The following is a 17280-nucleotide window of genomic DNA, read 5'->3' on the forward strand; positions in this document are numbered from 1 at the left end:
GAATTCATCCATCAATTGTTTGAACTTGTAGCATAAAATACAATTCTGTTAGGAATATATGCGTTTTACTGGTTTTCATTTTATCTTTGCACCAGAACCCTTACTTTTACGTTTTACAAAACCTGTCTCTTGTGCAAGTTGTTGAAGAATATGTGGAGATAGATATCGCTGTAGTTCTTTAGCGAACAAATGAAACTCATCTTGAATCGAAAGACCCATAAAAAACGCCACCCTTTCTGTATATTTCTACAAAAAGAATAACGCTTTCTATGAATTATGGGTATAAATTCATCTTAGATTGATAGTAATGTAACGTGACCCCTATAGGAGTTGTGTTACAATTGAATAAATTAAGAGAAGTTAATTTTTTAAGGCGTGACTGCATTTTATAATGAAAAAGTGTGGCTTTTTGACTTTTGGTGTACGGAGCATTATTATAATTTTCCACCAATAAAAGTTTATGTCAGAGCTACCAAGGAGAGATCATACGATGTCCGAGAAGATGCATGCTGACGAATTGGAAATTGAAGAGCGACTTGTGCGTCGTTTGCTTGTCGATCAGTTCCCCCGCTGGGCAGAGTTGCCCCTTCGTAAGGTAGAGCCAGTTGGAACGGTAAATGCCGTTTTCCGACTTGGCGACGAATATTCCATTCGGCTAGCGAGAAGGGAAGGACCGACGACACCAGGAGGACGCGAGTTCTTATGGCTACCAAAACTCGCGCCATTAGTTCCGCTTGAAATCCCTGTACCTATCGCTCAGGGGCTCCCCAATAACGAATACCCATGGTTTTGGGAGATACATTCGTGGCTGAGGGGTGAAACGGTGCCGATAGAGGCGATTGACGAGATTCAGGCAGCACGCGATCTCGCAGGGTTTGTCCTAGCACTGCAACAAGTCGATCCAACGGGAGGGCCGTTAGGACGCGGCATTCCTTTGGCCCAACGGGACAAGGACTTCCGATATTGGCTAGCACGATTTAATGGCGATCCCGCGGTGTCTGCTGTATGGGAGTCGGCTCTTTCTACGCCTCCATGGAACGGTCCTCCTGTTTGGCATCACGGCGATCTAGATGTACGTAACTGGCTCGTACGTGATAAGCGTATCAGCGGTGTGATTGATTGGGAGACAATGGGCATAGGTGACCCTGCGTGTGATGTAATGGTCGCGTGGAAGTTGCACTCGCCAGAGGCGCGCGATGTGTTCCTTGATGCTATCCGTACGGACGATGCTACATTGGCAAGGGCCCGCGGATGGGTCGTATCACAGGCAGTTGCAATCCTTGCCTACTACACGCCGCAAAACAATCCAATTTTGTACAATGAGGCGAAATCCTGGCTAGACCTAGTGCTAGTTCAAAAGTAATTCAGTGATTTTAAGAGTGAAACATATCTCAGTTATTCATATTCAACGAGCTTATTCAGAAAGCGAGAGAACCATAAAAAACGTTATCCTTTCAAGTATTTTACTGAAAGAATAACGTTTTTTTCATTTTGGGGGAAATTCGTCTCCTTAACTTGATGGGCATGGGGTACCGCCAGCATTTCGGAAAAAAACACGCTAAGCAAGCTACAATAAAAAGAGCCAATTTTACCCTATCAAGAGTAAAGTTAGCTCTTTTATTAATGCACGTATTTTACCTAGAAATTTTATCTGTTCTGTCGCCTAATATTTCAATAATTTCGCTGTACTCCTATCATATAATATCTTTTATTGTAAATCTTCGAACTCCCACAAAAGTAAATATAATAACTAATAAGCAACTTAACACATAAAAGCTACTAAACTGAAAGAAAGTCTGCAAGCCTTCTAGATTAATAGGGTCCATTGCTAATCCTGGTTGTGCATATGGCCATACATACCCGATATTTAAGTAATGAAATATCATTCCTATACAAGTAAAACCAAAACTCATTCCAACTGGAACAGCAAAACTTTTTAAAGAAGATGAAAGGAATAATTGTAGTGCAGCAATTGAAAATGTACCAATCCATCCATTGAATGACCAATTTAATAATGAAACCCAAGGAATAGGACTTGTAATACCTAGTAGCTTACCAATTAAGATATAAGCAATTAAAAAAAATACTTGTGTCAATAAAGTTAACATAAAGATTACTAATAACTTTGCCATGTACACATATCGAAATGGAATTGGTAAAGAGATGATTTTTTTCCAATTTCCCTCGCTATGTTCAAAGCGGCATACAAACGCACAATAAATACTTACTACAACAGGAAATAAAAATAATCCATAAATTAATCCAACTTGTGTCCAAGCTTTCTCCCACTCATTTGTTGAGACTGTCATTAAGACATCGTAGTTTAATTGAAAATTTATGAGTCCAAGCGCAATACAAATAAGCGGAATGATTGTCATTACAATCCATATTTTTGAACGTTTTAATTTTAATAATTCGCATCGAAATGAGCTTAATAACATATCTGCATCCTCCTAATGAATATCTTTTTGCGAAAAATGAGCAGTGCTAAGAACGATAAATAATAAACTAACTCCTAAACTTAACAAAAGATTCATCATGACTTCTTGGTTTGGGAAAAATACTATTTTCCCATTGGAAAATGCCCAAGAAATTGGATTTGTCAGAGATGAATAGGTCCAAATTATCCATGTTTTCCAAGGTAACATCTGTCCGAAATACCCAAGAAATGAGCCGATTACACCTGCCGTTAAAGCAAATACTTGATTTTTCACTACCAAAGATATCCAGAGTTGCAAAATAACCATTGGAATACATCCTATAATGGTAAAACAACCATATTTCAGTAATAATATCACCGGAATTCCACTTTCAAAATTGAAAATTTTCCCTATTAATATAATTGCAGAAATAGAAATTATACCTGCATATACAAGAAAAAAGATACTAAAGATAATTTTGGTTATATATACTAGCTGCCTGGATGTGGGAATTGCACACAATAGCTTCCAGGTGTTCCCCTTATTTTCAAAATCAATAATTCGAGATGTAATTGTCGCAATCATTATAGGTAAAAATAATGCATTTATCATACTTACTCTTGAAAGAAGCGACTCCCAATTTAGAAATTCCTTTTTTTCTTGTGACACAATAGCAAATAACCAAAGTAACGCTAAAGACTGTATCAAAAATACCACTAAAAATAATTTCTTTCTTTTTAATTTCAATAATTCACTTCTTAAGGCAGCAATCACTATAAAACACCACCTTTTTCTGTTAAGCTTAGAAATATTTCTTCCAACGTATGCTTCTCTTCTTCAATTCGATACACTGATATATCCTGCTGTACTAATAAATGATTTATGTGAGAAATAAGGTGATCTTCTTGTTGATACGTAACAAGACAATCACCTTCAAGTCCAAGATGAATTTGATGCTGTTCTAAAATTTGATGTGCCTTTACTACATCATTTACACGTATTTTCATTGATGCCTGACTTTTTTTGCGTAACACTTCAATTTTGTCTTGAAAAATAAGCTGCCCACTATTAATAATGCCCACTTGTGTTGCAATTTGATCCATCTCATTTAGCAAATGACTAGAAATAACAACTGTCATATCATATTGCTTTGGCAGTTGTTTGATGAGTTCACGAATTTCTTGAATTCCGGCAGGGTCTAATCCGTTTGTGGGTTCATCTAAAATTAACAATTTTGGATTTCCAAGTAGTGCCATTGCTATGCCAAGGCGTTGCTTCATTCCAAGTGAATATTGCTTAACTAGTTTATCTTTTTGTTTCTCTAATCGAACAATATGCAATACCTCATCAATATTCTTTTTTGGTACTTGTAACATTTGCCGAATTACTTCTAGGTTTTCATGACCTGTTAAATGTCCATAATAAGATGGCGATTCAACAAGAGAGCCAACCTCTCTTAAAATATCTATTCGATTTGTTTTTAAATCACGATTAAATACTTTAATATTACCTGTAGTCGGTTTTATTAATCCCAGTAACATTCTAATTGTCGTCGTTTTCCCAGCCCCATTTGGACCTAGGAATCCATAAATTTCACCTTTACCAACTTGCATTTGTAATTGATTCACACTATTTACAGCTCCATATGTCTTTGTCAAATCTTCTGTTTCAACGATATATGTTCCCATTATTGGCACCTCTTTTTCTTGATTAAGCTATCATTTATTATGAAAGTTATTGCTTAATCTTGAATTGAGCTGACCTTAAGTTTAGCTTAATTTTCTAACGGAAGCTGAAATGTAATTTTAGTACCGTTTCCTTTGGTACTTTCTACTGCAATTTCTCCACCGTGAGCTACGATGATTTCCTTTACAATTGCCATTCCTAAACCTGAACCACTTTTTGGATCTGTATTTGTACCACGGAAGTATCGATCAAAAATATGTGGTAAATCATTTTTATTTATTCCGTCACCATTGTCCTCAATCGTAACTATGATGTATCCAGATGTTTGTTTTATACGAACTTGTATTAATGTTTTAACATCAGTATGAATGAGCGCATTATTCAATAAGTTTACTGTGACACGTTGAATTAATCCCTGATCTGCTTTTATAATTAGTTCTTCCTGAGGGCATTCAAATTCAATTAATCGATTCTCATAATGAGGCATATTCATAAATTCAATAATTGTTTCCCGGGTGAGATTCACAATATCTACTGTGGTTTTATGGATAGGTAATAACGCATTCTTCAATTGATATGTAAGTTTTAAATCATCAATCAATTTTTCAATATAAATTGATTTACTTTGAATTACTTCTGCATATTGGTACATTTCTTGTGCAGTAATTTTATACTCCCGATTCCCTATAACTTCACTATAGCCTTTAATAGAGGAAAGCGGTGTTTTTAAATCATGAGAGATGTTTATAATCCATTCTGCTCGCATCGTATCTAGTCTTTTTCTTTGAACGTTAATATCCTTTAGTTGATGTGATAACTGATTCAGATTTGTATACACCTCTGCATAGATTCCCTTTTCTTCCGGTACTTGTTTATAATGTCCTTGTTTTAATTTATTAATATGTTCAATTATCCTGACAACAGGTTTTGACATATACCTTGCCACAATGTAAGCAAATAATAAAATACAAACTCCTGTTACTCCTATTAACATTAAAATCCCATATGGATAGAAGCTAGATAAATTATTGAAGTTCAAATAGACAGATTTTCGCAATGCTTGGTCGGACGGGAAAGCGACAATATAACTTTCTACTTGTGTACTTTTATCTAACTTACCCACAAACGTTGTATAATTCCCAATATCGTACTTATAGCGTAAAATCAAATCACTAGGAGTATAGTGAGTTGGTGTATTTTTAGGCTTATACATTTGAAATACTTCATCACTATTATGATTTAATACTTGTAACCATGCTCCATGTTCTTTTAAAAATTTTTTTCCTTTATTTGTTATAGAAATATTTTCATTTTCTATTGTGATTTCTTTTTGAAAAGCTAATACTGAGCCTTCTGGATCGTTCATTCCCTTATAGTTATAAGTAAATACAAAATAACTAAAAGCAAAAAATAGAACGATTAGGATAAACATAATTAATCCTATTAATGATGCAATATATAGTCTCGTTACCTTCCACTTCATCTTACATCACCTTTTGTATTAAGTTTATAACCTAGTCCCCTTACTGTTACAAGATAATAGGGTTTGGAAGGATTATCCTCTATTTTTTCTCTTAAATGCCTCATATGCACCATCATAATATTATCATTACCGAGATATGTTTCTCCCCAGACAGCTTCATATAAGCGGGCCTTACTAAAAATCTGATTTGGATTTTTTATTAAAAATAGTAATATATTAAATTCTTTTGCTGTTAAAGTTAGTAATGTATCACCCCTTAACACTGTCCCTTGTGCCTCATCTATCGTAATGTCTCCAAACTGATACATAATCCGAGTCTTTTCTTGATATTGATTGCGTCGAAAAAATGCTTTCATCTTATATGCTACTTCTTTCGGACTAAAAGGTTTTGTAATGTAATCATCGCCACCCATACTTAATCCAAGTATTTTATCTAAATCTTCATTTTTCGCCGATAAGAAAAATATTGGAACGAATGTAAACTGTCGAATTTGCTGACAAACACTATATCCATCTAAATCTGGAAGCATAATATCTAATATGATAAGATCTGGCTGTACTTGCTTACACATGCGTATTCCTTCTTCTCCTGTTGTATACGTATAAATATGTTGAAACCCCTCTTTCTTTAAAACTGCTTCCAACAAATTTAAAATCTCTTTTTCATCATCTACTATAAGAATTTTTTTTGTATGGACATCTGGAATATTATGTATCATCTATTGCACCTCAATATCTTTCTAAATAATTTAAAATTAAATAGTGAACCGTATTAACTTAATTATTAATGTATCATTTTTATTCTACAGTAGAATAGTAATTTGAAAGTTTTTCCACTTATTTTAGGGGAGAATTATCATTTTTTCGACATGAGTTCGTTTATTTTTTTACTTTAAGTACATGTTTGGATAGCTAAAATATTTTAACAAACGTTTGTTTAATTTTCCCATAACTGATTTCTTCATCATATAAGTAAATAAGATAAGAAAACTCCATCTACATATATTCAAGAATTATATTTAGTTATAACATGAAATTCATTTTCTTATAGTTAATTAATCCTAAATATAAATATAGGTCTTTCTATAAGAATGCTACATTCTTCTCTATTTACTTATACTTATATTTTGACTAATTTATAATGATGTAGATGTTAATTTGAAGTTATTTATACAAAATAACTAAATGCATTTTTTAGGAAGAGAAAATGATATACCACTCTGTCTTCTTAATTCACATAATTTTCAAAAATAAAATCTCTGGATGTTAATATTTGTTATATAATATACTTGTCAAAGCATTATCCCTGTAGTTTCTATGATGAATCTGTAAGATAGTTTGTTTTAACTTTTTTACATTATCTAAAAAAGAACTTGTAGGGATTCCTACAAGTTCTTTTTGTTTTCAGCTAAAACTCTCATGATACACCAACATAATGCACTTGAACTCTGTAATGTCCCCAAGTAAAAAAGTTCTTTACTAATAATTATTGAAATTCTATATTTCCTGACTATGTAAAGAGCTTTTTTCTTTGGGATTTTTATGCTTCATAGTTTTTTAACAATTACAATACCTGACATAAAAAGTACCTTCATCTATAAAAGAATGTTTTTTTACCTATAAGTTGCAAAACGTACCTTATGGCTTACGAAATAGTGATGATAAATAAATAATTTTCTCAGCCCAAAATAATATCCAAAATAACCTAAAATATCGAATCTTCCTTTATATACTTTTATCTATTTTAAATAAGATAACATCAGCTTCGATGTATTTATTACTACTCTTTTATGAATCAGTATCTTTTTATATGATTACATTTTTAGAATCCTGTTTTCTTACATAGTAAAAAACAAAGCAATCGCAGGACACGATCGCTTTGTTTTTTCTATTCATATCGTAGTGCTTGAATTGGGTCAAGTTTAGACGCCTTATTCGCCGGAAATACACCGAATACAACTCCAACTAATAAAGAGAAAACAAATGATAACAGCATAACGGGTATGGAGTACGCTATTGTTGTACCTGTGGCTAGCGTAAATATTTGAGCACTAATTACTCCAATCCCTATTCCAATTATTCCACCGAATGAACTTAATACAACTGCTTCGATAAGGAATTGAAGCAGTATGTTTTTACGTTTTGCTCCAATTGCTTTTCTAATGCCTATTTCTTTTGTACGTTCTGAAACTGATACAAGCATGATGTTCATGATACCGATCCCGCCTACGATAAGAGAGATCGCTGCACTTCCGCCTAGCATTAATGTCATCGTGTCATTGACTGATGACGCAGTTTCCATTAAATCTTTTGGACTTGATACGCTATAACTATCTGTATCACCCAAGATTGTATGCATCGTTCTTTCAATGCGGCTCGATATGAAATTAATCATATCTTCATTTTCTACCTTCACATATGTTGTCCCAATATTTGTAGTAGCAGCTAAACGCTGTCCGGTGCTAAGGGGGACAATAATCGTACTATCTCCGCTTGTTCCTAATGAACTTCCCACCGATTCAAGAACCCCAACAACTTTATAGGATGTTCCGTTCACCTTTACTGATTGACCGACTGGGTCTCCTAAACCGAATAATGTTTGTGCTGTACTTGAACCAAGTACTGCAATTTTTGAATGATTCTCCTGATCTAAGTCTGCAATGAAGCGTCCTGATTGTAGCTTTAAATCACGGACTTCTAAGTAAGAAGAAGTTGTTCCGACCATTGACACTTGTGTATTCGTTTTTTCATGTTTCACCGTTACTCTTCCTGACACGGTTGGTGCAATGTCTTTAATACCATTGATATCCTGAATTTGTTTTGCGTCTTTTTCTTTAAATGTAGCTTCTGAATCCGTAATCGTTACAGTTAGTACATTTGTACCTAAGTTGCCAATTTGATCTTGCACCTCTTTTGTCGACCCTTGTCCTATCGCAACCATAACTATAACAGAGGATACACCGATAATAATCCCAAGCATCGTTAAAAATGCTCTAATTTTATTTGCTTTAATGCTCTTCAGTGCCATTTTGAGTGTCTGCAAACCATTCACCTCCATTCTCATAGAGCTGTCCATCGTGAATCCGAACGACACGGCTTGCTTTCTTTGCAACATCTAAATCATGCGTAATAAGAATAATCGTATGCCCCTGCTCATTTAATGAATCCATAATCCCCAATATTTCCTTACTCGTTTTACTATCCAGTGCTCCAGTCGGTTCATCTGCTAGTAAAATAGGAGGGTGTCCAGCCAACGCACGTGCTATTGCGACACGTTGCTGTTGCCCACCCGACAATTGAGAAGGCAAATGATTCGCTCTATCTGCCAATCCTACTTTTCGTAATGCTTCTAATGCCGTTTCTCTTCGTTCTCCCGCTTTCATGCCTCGGTAAATGAGAGGAAGCTCGACATTCTCAACTGCTGTAAGCTTCGCTATAAGGTTGAAATTTTGAAAAATGAAACCGATTTTTTCATTTCGAATAGTCGCAAGTTGAGAGCTTTTCATTTTCCCTATCTCTTCATTATCTAGTAAGTATTCACCTGAATCCGGTCGATCTAAGCATCCAATCATGTTCATAAATGTTGATTTCCCAGAGCCTGATGGTCCTATGATAGAGATAAAATCGCCCTTTTGAATATCGAGGGAAACACTTTTTAGAGCCATTACTGTTTCGCCGCCAAGTTCATAGACTTTCTTCATGTTCTTTATTTGAATAATTGGCTCTACCATAACATTAACGCCCTCCTTGTCCGCCGCCAGCTGGAGCTCCGCCGTTAGATCTTCCTCCAAACTCACCGCCAGGTCTTCCTTGGAAATTGCCCCCACCAAATCCACCTTGGGAGTTTCCGCCAGGCATCATCATAGGTCCTTGAGAAGAATTACCTTTAGATTGAACTCTCGGTATTTGCACCGTATCTCCCTTTGCTAACCCTTTTGTAATTTCTACATGCGTATCATTTGAAATACCAGTTTCTACTGTCACTTTTTTTGTTGACTGTGTCGCATCGTCTGAAGATGTAGGAACTAGTACATATTTTTCATTTCCGTTTGTATGCACCGCTTCTACTGGGACGTATAATGCGCCTTCTTTACTTTCTATTGAGATACTTGCTTCTGTTGACATCCCAATTTTCATGTTTTTCGGATCTTCAATTTGTACAGTTACGTCAAATGTAGAAACGCCTTTTTCTGCTGTTCCTTTTGTTGCTACACTTGTTACCTTTCCGCTGAATGTTTCATCTCCGAATGCACTTGCTGTTATCTTTACCGCTTGACCTTCTTTTACTTTCGGTACGTCTAATTCATCAACACTAATCGTTGTTTGCAAGGCGTTGTAATTTGTTATGTGTGCAATTGGATCCGCAGCCTGTACAGAATCGCCGCTTGCAACAGAAAGGCTTGTAATTGTCCCCGTTACTGGGGCTTGCAACATACTTCCATCTGTAAAGGTTACAAGTGTTGCACCTGCCTCTACAACATCGCCTTCTTTTACACTGACACTATCGGCTGTCAAACCACTTCCGCCACTTGCTTTATCTGAATTTGCACTATTGTTCCCTCTCGTTACAGGTGATGTATATCCATCTGCATCCTTCATACGGAGAAGAATTGTTCCTTGTGACGCTTTGCCGCCTTTTTTCACACTAACTGATTGAATTTCCCCATCATATGGAGCCGTAACGACAGCACCATTTTTAAAGGTTACAAGCGTGTCACCTTTTTTCACTGTATCCCCGGCCGCTACACTTATAGTATCAACAATAAGAATTGTATCTTTCGCTGTTACATCTTGATCTGTATTTGCTGTAACCGAACCCGAACCACTAACTGCTACCTCCAGTTTTCCTTGTTGTACTGTCGTTGTTTGAGAAGCTGCCACAACACCTTGCGTTTTATCTGTTTTATGTAAAAAGAACCAAGCGCTTGCTCCCCCTATTACAACAATAATGGTTGAAATGATAATCCACTTTTTCAAAATTCTATTCTCCTTCCCATTGTTGAGTTTGCCCCGATTGTTCTTGCCCCGGCTGGAATTGACCATTACCATTACCCGGGAACATCTTATCGCGCCCTCTTGAGCCCATCTCTGAAAAATCCGGACTTTTACTTTGTTTGTAAGCTACATAACCTACTCCGATAGCTGCACACGTACTGATCCCCAAATTTACTATGAGTAAAATTTGTATTAACTTTTGTTTCGTTTGTTCCATTTTTATTCCACCTCGTATATTTTTTTGATATGCCTATTGTGACTTTCATTCCTTAACTTTTTCTTAAAAGTTCAACCTTACATGTAAAATCTCTTACGAAAGTTTTTTTGCAATAAAAAACAAAAAATTAGCCACACGATTTCACTGCAAAAGTTTATATAGTTTAGACAAGTAAGAACTTCCTCAATGAAATAGAGGAAGTTCTTGCTAATTCCACATATTACATCTATATAAGAATATAAAACAATTCATTACATCGCATCTTAATTCACTTGTTTAGTGTGGGAAGTATGAAACACCCAATACCTCGATCCTACATAGTTTATTAAGCTACCAATCAAAGTTGCAGTCACTTTAGAGACAATCAAAGACTGCTCCAAGGTATCATACATGCTTCTTAGTATTAGAGATACTACAATAAGACTTAAAAGATTAACACAAATGAATTTAGATGCTTCTACTGCAACTCGACTTCTCTCTTGTTTAAATGTCCAAACCCTATTCAGTAAGTAACTGTTAGCTACACCACAACAATAGGAGATTGATTGCGCCAGTAAAATGGGCACGTCTCCCATGACAAGTAATGAAAAGATTACTATATCTATGCCTGTATTCAGTATACCTACTATTAAAAACTTAAAAATTCGTATTAAATCTTTATTCATACGCTGTCTCATGTTTGATGGCTAATTTTTCATTTTCCTGTTCCCCATAAAATTCTCGAACAATATATAGAGGTCTCCCTTTTGTTTCATCATAAATTCGCCCAATATATTCACCAATAACGCCTAACATAAATAGCATAAAGCCATTAAAAATCAACATAATACTAATGATAGAAGGCCACCCTTTCATGGTTACTTCAGTAAATAAAGTAAGATATAGCACATATATAAAGTATAGAAATCCTGAGCTAGAAAGAAGTAAACCCGAATAAATTGCTAACTTCAAAGGTTTATAAGAGAAAGACAGAATCCCATCTAGGCATAGCTTTACCATTCGTTTAAGGGGATACTTGGTTTCACCTGCTACTCTTTCATCTCGAACATATTCAATTGCTATTTGACGAAATCCGATCCAACTAACTAATCCTCTAACAAATCTATTATTTTCGTTTATCTTTCTCATTTCTTTACATACCTTTTGATCCATAAGGCGAAAATCTCCCGTATCTACTGGTATATCAATATCTGTGGAGGCGCGAAGCACGCGATAAAACGTGCTTGCTGACCATTTTTTAAACCATGTTTCACCCTTACGCTTCATTCGCTTTGCGTAGACTACTTCATACCCCTCTTTCCATTTTTCAATCATTTGTAGAATTAGCTCTGGTGGGTCTTGCAAATCAGCATCAATAATGATAACTGCATCCCCATTTGCATAATCCATACCAGCTGTAATTGCAATTTGGTGACCAAAATTCCGTGAAAAATCGATAAGTTTCACTGTCTTATCACCTATCATAAATTGCTTTATAATATCCGCACATTTGTCTTGGCTTCCATCGTTAATAAATAGTAATTCATACGTACCATTTTCATCTTTCATGACCCTTTTCAGTCTTCGATACGTTTCTTCAATAACAGCTTCTTCGTTATACATGGGGATGATTATTGAATAACATATATTGTTTCCCACTCTAACCACTCCTTTACAAAGTTACTTTATATAAAGTATTTGAGCGCCCAGGGCCACCCATATTCATACCTTCTTTTCCACCATTTTGTTTTGTCTGCCACTCATCAGAAGGTATTTTTTCACCATTTTCTTGAATCCATTTTGTTACTTCAGAACTCCCGCCTCTCATTCCTTCATTTGAAAGGAGGAAGTACTTTACTTTCCCGCTTACTACCAACTCTTTTAATTTTTCAACAGAATAAACTGGATCAGAACCAGAAAATCCACCCATCGTTATTACAGATTCTCCTTCATCTATAATGTAAGGAGCTGCGGTTTGATAACTTGTTGTAGCAAATAAGTATTGTTCACCAGTATTGTTTTTCTTTAAATATGAAAAAGTTTTATCATCTAAACTCTCGTTATCCATACCTCCTGGCTTGCTTCCTGGTAATCCTGAAGATTTTCCACTAGGGTTTGGAATTTGCATGTGATCTTCTGGTGAAGCAGAATCTTTTTCAATATATTCTCGTTCAGTTGGAAATTCGTTATCACCGGGTCTTCCTTGTCCAGAAAATCCAGGCATTGCTCCTGGAAAAGCTCCTTTACCATCAGCTGAACTTGGGCCCGCTTGTGGGAGCATACTATTTCCACCATATGTAATCGGCGTAGCAGCCCAATACAATGGTCCGATTAATAATATAAGTAATCCTGCAATATGCAGCGTAAAAGGCAATACAATCTTCTTACACTTGAACAAAACAAGTACGAAAGTCAAGATAATTCCGGCTACTGCTATACAAAGTGGCCACTCAGCTCCAATGACATCACTGTAAGGATGCATTATATACCATTGGAAACCTGCTGTTCCTACAACTGCAATTGGCAATAACCAAGACTTCCAACCAGTATTATTTTTATAATCCTTAAAAAGCTGTGCCGAACCAGCTCCAAATAGAGCTGCAATAGGAGCCGCAAGCATTATTAAATAATAATGATGGAAAAATCCAGCAATACTGAAAAATACCATAACTGGAATTAACCATGCGAGCCAAAAGACAGCTTCTTTATGTTTTAAAGTTATATTATTTCTTCTTACACTAGCCAATAAACTAATACTAGCAATAGCAATAAACGGCAACAGCCAACTAGCCTGTCCAGATAATTCAGACTGGAATAGACGGAACGGTCCTTTCTCTCCAGTTCCAAACATACCGCCTGCCATGCCACCTGGACCACCATCTTTACCTGTCGGTGGACCATCCCCTTTGTTTATTTGGAATCCTTGACTATTATCACCATTTCCTTGTAGTAGATTAGCTCCATTTTGATTATTATCTTTCTGTATTACTTCATTGTTACCTTGAGGCGGCTGAGATTGATCATTTGCATTAGGCATTCCTTTATCTGCTGGAACTTCCTGTTTGCCATTCTCAGCACCATCATTTGGCATTTCCCACATATTATTTTGAGGCGATTGTTGATGTTCCTTCGCACCAGGTACTCCCTGATTCCCAGTAAGACGTGATATGCCATTGTAACCAAATGCTAATTCTAAAACTGAATTTGTTTCACTACTTCCAATATACGGACGTTTATTTTCAGGAATACTGTCTACAATTACCGCCCAAGAAAGAGAAATAACGAGCATGATAGCTGTTGCACCAGTAAGGAAACCAATCTTTTTTTTCCAGTTTACTTTCGCAGCTAAAAGATAAAAGAGATAAAAAGCAGGCAGTATCATATATGCTTGTAGCATCTTCATATTAAAAGCTATCCCAATTACCGCGAAAGATCCTAAAAGACTCCAAACACTTTCACGCTTCACACTTTTAAACAAGAGCCAAGTAGCTAACAAAAGAGTAAATACAAGCATGCTGTCAATGTTATTTGTTCGACTCACTGCAGCTGCAATTGGTGTGCATGCAAAGGCTAAGGCACTAAGACGTGCAGCAACTACACCAAAAGAAGGTTTAACTAAAAAATAAATTAACAATACAGATCCTATCCCTGCCAATGCTTGAGGTAGAATTACACTCCAGCCGTGCAGCCCAAAAATATAGGCACTAATTGTTTGAATCCAAAATGCAACAGGTGGTTTATCTACCGTTACAGACCCAGCTGAATCGAGGGAACCAAAAAAGAAATTATGAAAGTTTTGCAGCATACTTGCCACTGCAGTCGTATAATAAGTATTCACATAATGATCCGTCCAAATATTATAGCCATTTAGAAAAAGTGCTAACAAGACTATGAATATTAGAGGAACATCCAATCGTTTTTTCAATTGTAAAAACATAGAATTACAACTCCTTAATCATTTTATAAAGTTAACTAGGCCCTGAATGTATTATCTTTCTTCTATCTGAAGTGGACTTGAAAGTAAGCTGAAAGTTTCCTGAATACATGAAATATCTTTCGTATGAAAAGAGAAAATGACAAAAAAATAAAAAACTACCAGGTATTTGAATGACTTTCAGCAAATTTTAAGCATAATCGTAGATACTAACAATAAGGAAGAAAAAGGAGGCATAGAACATGAACTCTCTTAAAGGGGTTAAAATATTAATAGTAGATGATGAACCACATATTTTACAGTTTTTAGAGATCGGGTTAATGAACGAAGGATATGTAGTAAAAAAAGCGACAGATGGAATAAGTGCCATGAACTTAGTACAAGAATTTGAGCCTCATGTGGCCATCTTAGATGTAATGATGCCTGGTACAGATGGGTTTGAAGTATGCCGAATGATAAAAAAAAGTGGCGCTCTTACTTCCGTGATTATGCTTACTGCAAAAGACGAAGTAGATGATCGAGTGAAAGGATTAACATTAGGTGCAGACGATTATGTGATTAAACCTTTCAGTTTTGATGAATTACTTGCTCGTATACACGCACGTCTTCGTAATCAGTTTCCTAATTTATTCAGCGAGATTATTTATGGTCCTTTTAAGGTGGATGATCGTAGAAAAGAACTACGATTTAAAGATGAAATTTTGGAACTTTCTCCTACTGAATATGAACTACTTAAATATATTGTAATTAACCACGGGATTGTACTAAGTAAGGGTGTGATACTTGATAAAGTATGGGGATATGATTTTCAAGGAGATGAAAATATTGTGGAAGTGTATATTCGTTCACTCAGGGAAAAATTAAAAGATAAAGAACACCGACTCATTCGTACAATTAGGGGAGCGGGGTATCGTGTGGATCTACCATGATTAAAAGAATTCAGTTCTTGAAAAACAAAAGACTAATGTCTCGTTCCTTACGAAAGCAACTATTAACTCGAACATTATTTATTTTATCTCTTATTCTTTTGAGTATTGGTCTTTTACAATTTTGGGTAATGAAAGACTTCTTGTATAAAAATGAAGCCGAGACATTACGAGCGAAGATGATGTCTTTACCACCAGAATTAGATTTACTTCCTTTTAACTCAGAAAATAATGAAAAAAAATATCCTGATCCTAATCGACCAAGATTTTTGTTTTCACAAGATATTTCACTTGCAATTATCGGACAAGCTGGTGGTTATAAGGATTTCGCAGAGAGTACGGGCATGTCCTCGCCAAAGTTATCCAGTAAAGAGTATGAAAAAATATTAGAACAATTCTCGAATCGTAAACAAGTAACCTATAAAGTAGTACGTAATAAAGAAGGAATTGAACAATTAATCGTTTTTAAACCTATTCGAGGAATTCCCAACAGCTCTGATGGATACTTTAATCAAGTTCCCGATCAAATTCTTCAAATCGGAACAGATATTGCTCCTTTACGTGATGTTCTATTTCAGCAATTACTAACATTCATTGTTCTATCTGTACTAGCTTTACTTATCGGTTTAGCACTATATTTACCGGTTCTAAAAAATACATTGATTCCTCTTTCTAACATTGTAAATGCAGTAAAAAATACGAATGCGGGGAATTTGGCTGAACGACTACCTACACATCAAGGGCAAGAAGAAGTTGATCAATTAGCTTTGGCATATAATGACATGTTGAAGCGATTAGAGGCATCCTTTCAATATGAAAGAGAAACAAAAGAGAAAATGAAACGTTTCATTGCCGATGCTTCTCATGAACTAAGAACACCACTTACATCAATTCATGGTTTCTTAGAAGTATTATTACGAGGCGCAGCTGATCGTCCTGAACAGCTTTATAATGCTTTAAACAGTATGCACGGCGAATCAAAACGCATTATAAAGTTAGTAGAAGATTTATTGTTTCTTGCAAAAATGGATCGTGAACCTGGACTCCATTTATCGGAAACCAATCTCACCAAACTTATCTGGCAAATGAAACCACAATTAAGCGTTTTAGGTGGACATCGACAGATATCATATGATTTAACAGAAGGAATAAAAGGTACTTATGATGCTAATAAAATCAAACAAATTATTTTAAACCTATTCCATAATGCCGTCCAACATACTGATTCGACTACAGGCAAAATAACAATTTCTTTAATGGTCTTAGAGAATCAAGTAGAAATATCCCTAAAGGACAATGGATCAGGCATAAAATTAGAAAACCTTCCTTATGTATTCGATCGTTTTTATAGAATAGATGATTCCAGAACAAGACAGCATGGTGGATCTGGTCTAGGGCTTGCAATTACTCAGACTATTACTCAAGCACATGGAGGAACAGTATCTGTAAAAAGTAAGTTTGGAGAAGGAACAACTTTTTATGTGTATCTACCGATAATTTCGCCATCACTAAAACAGTAATAAACAGGGGAGAAATGTAATTCTCCCCTGTTTATCGTTTTCTGACAGAAGACTCCTTCCTCAAAAATGTGAAGGTGTGAAACACCAATTTTAGGTGGGAGATGAATGTCAGTAGGCGTA

The 17280-nt window shown here is 35.6% G+C and carries 16 protein-coding genes; 3 read left to right on the top strand and 13 right to left on the bottom strand.

Annotation, left to right across the window (positions count from 1 at the left end):
• Positions 1-75: 75 nt before the first annotated feature.
• On the bottom strand, positions 76-219 hold the full coding sequence (locus tag MR065_RS25335) for a hypothetical protein (protein ID WP_242215499.1): 144 nt from the start codon (positions 217-219) through the stop codon (positions 76-78).
• A gap of 271 nt (positions 220-490) precedes the next feature.
• On the opposite strand from MR065_RS25335, the gene MR065_RS25340 reads away from it, so the two are divergent.
• A complete protein-coding gene (locus tag MR065_RS25340; RefSeq protein WP_242215485.1) occupies positions 491-1363 on the top strand; it encodes an aminoglycoside phosphotransferase family protein in 873 nt (290 codons plus the stop codon).
• 331 nt (positions 1364-1694) lie between these two features.
• Here the strand turns inward: MR065_RS25340 and MR065_RS25345 are convergent, their stop codons facing one another.
• The 12 genes from MR065_RS25345 to MR065_RS25395 form a co-directional block, all read right to left on the bottom strand.
• Positions 1695-2441 (bottom strand): ABC transporter permease, encoded by a 747-nt coding sequence (locus tag MR065_RS25345; protein WP_242215487.1) that lies wholly within the window; start codon positions 2439-2441, stop codon positions 1695-1697.
• A 12-nt stretch (positions 2442-2453) separates the two neighbouring features.
• On the bottom strand, positions 2454-3194 hold the full coding sequence (locus tag MR065_RS25350) for an ABC transporter permease (protein WP_098157090.1): 741 nt from the start codon (positions 3192-3194) through the stop codon (positions 2454-2456).
• Positions 3194-4108 carry an ABC transporter ATP-binding protein gene (locus MR065_RS25355; protein WP_141540423.1) on the bottom strand — a complete coding sequence of 305 codons (915 nt, stop codon included), beginning with the start codon at positions 4106-4108 and terminating at the stop codon, positions 3194-3196. Before MR065_RS25355 ends, MR065_RS25350 begins: the two co-directional genes overlap by 1 nt.
• A gap of 86 nt (positions 4109-4194) precedes the next feature.
• Positions 4195-5589 carry a sensor histidine kinase gene (locus tag MR065_RS25360; RefSeq protein ID WP_242215489.1) on the bottom strand — a complete coding sequence of 465 codons (1395 nt, stop codon included), beginning with the start codon at positions 5587-5589 and terminating at the stop codon, positions 4195-4197.
• Entirely contained in the window at positions 5586-6308 is a 723-nt protein-coding gene (locus tag MR065_RS25365; RefSeq protein ID WP_242215490.1) for a response regulator transcription factor, read from the bottom strand. Before MR065_RS25365 ends, MR065_RS25360 begins: the two co-directional genes overlap by 4 nt.
• Before the next feature lie 1169 nt (positions 6309-7477).
• Complete coding sequence (locus tag MR065_RS25370) at positions 7478-8632, bottom strand: ABC transporter permease (protein WP_396022395.1); 1155 nt, start codon at positions 8630-8632, stop codon at positions 7478-7480.
• Positions 8598-9320: an ABC transporter ATP-binding protein gene (locus MR065_RS25375; RefSeq protein ID WP_277927544.1), complete on the bottom strand. Its 723-nt coding sequence runs from the start codon at positions 9318-9320 to the stop codon at positions 8598-8600. Before MR065_RS25375 ends, MR065_RS25370 begins: the two co-directional genes overlap by 35 nt.
• 4 nt (positions 9321-9324) lie before the next feature.
• Entirely contained in the window at positions 9325-10566 is a 1242-nt protein-coding gene (locus tag MR065_RS25380) for an efflux RND transporter periplasmic adaptor subunit (RefSeq protein ID WP_242215491.1), read from the bottom strand.
• Between the two features lie 4 nt (positions 10567-10570).
• Positions 10571-10801, bottom strand: coding sequence for a hypothetical protein (locus tag MR065_RS25385; RefSeq protein WP_242215492.1), 231 nt, complete (start codon positions 10799-10801; stop codon positions 10571-10573).
• Between the two features lie 263 nt (positions 10802-11064).
• Positions 11065-11478, bottom strand: a complete 414-nt coding sequence (locus tag MR065_RS27840; protein WP_396022396.1) for a GtrA family protein — start codon at positions 11476-11478, stop codon at positions 11065-11067.
• Entirely contained in the window at positions 11459-12439 is a 981-nt protein-coding gene (locus MR065_RS25390; RefSeq protein WP_242215493.1) for a glycosyltransferase family 2 protein, read from the bottom strand. The genes MR065_RS27840 and MR065_RS25390 overlap by 20 nt, the downstream gene beginning before the upstream one ends.
• A gap of 13 nt (positions 12440-12452) precedes the next feature.
• Positions 12453-14717, bottom strand: a complete 2265-nt coding sequence (locus MR065_RS25395) for a glycosyltransferase family 39 protein (protein WP_242215494.1) — start codon at positions 14715-14717, stop codon at positions 12453-12455.
• 239 nt (positions 14718-14956) lie between these two features.
• On the opposite strand from MR065_RS25395, the gene MR065_RS25400 reads away from it, so the two are divergent.
• Together MR065_RS25400 and MR065_RS25405 are read left to right on the top strand one after the other, a co-directional pair.
• Complete coding sequence (locus tag MR065_RS25400) at positions 14957-15643, top strand: response regulator transcription factor (protein ID WP_103592077.1); 687 nt, start codon at positions 14957-14959, stop codon at positions 15641-15643.
• Entirely contained in the window at positions 15640-17160 is a 1521-nt protein-coding gene (locus MR065_RS25405; protein ID WP_242215495.1) for a sensor histidine kinase, read from the top strand. Before MR065_RS25400 ends, MR065_RS25405 begins: the two co-directional genes overlap by 4 nt.
• Positions 17161-17280: the final 120 nt, after the last annotated feature.

Origin of the sequence: Bacillus cereus group sp. BfR-BA-01383 (assembly GCF_022663495.1) — a bacterium.
GTDB lineage: Bacteria > Bacillota > Bacilli > Bacillales > Bacillaceae_G > Bacillus_A > Bacillus_A cereus_AU.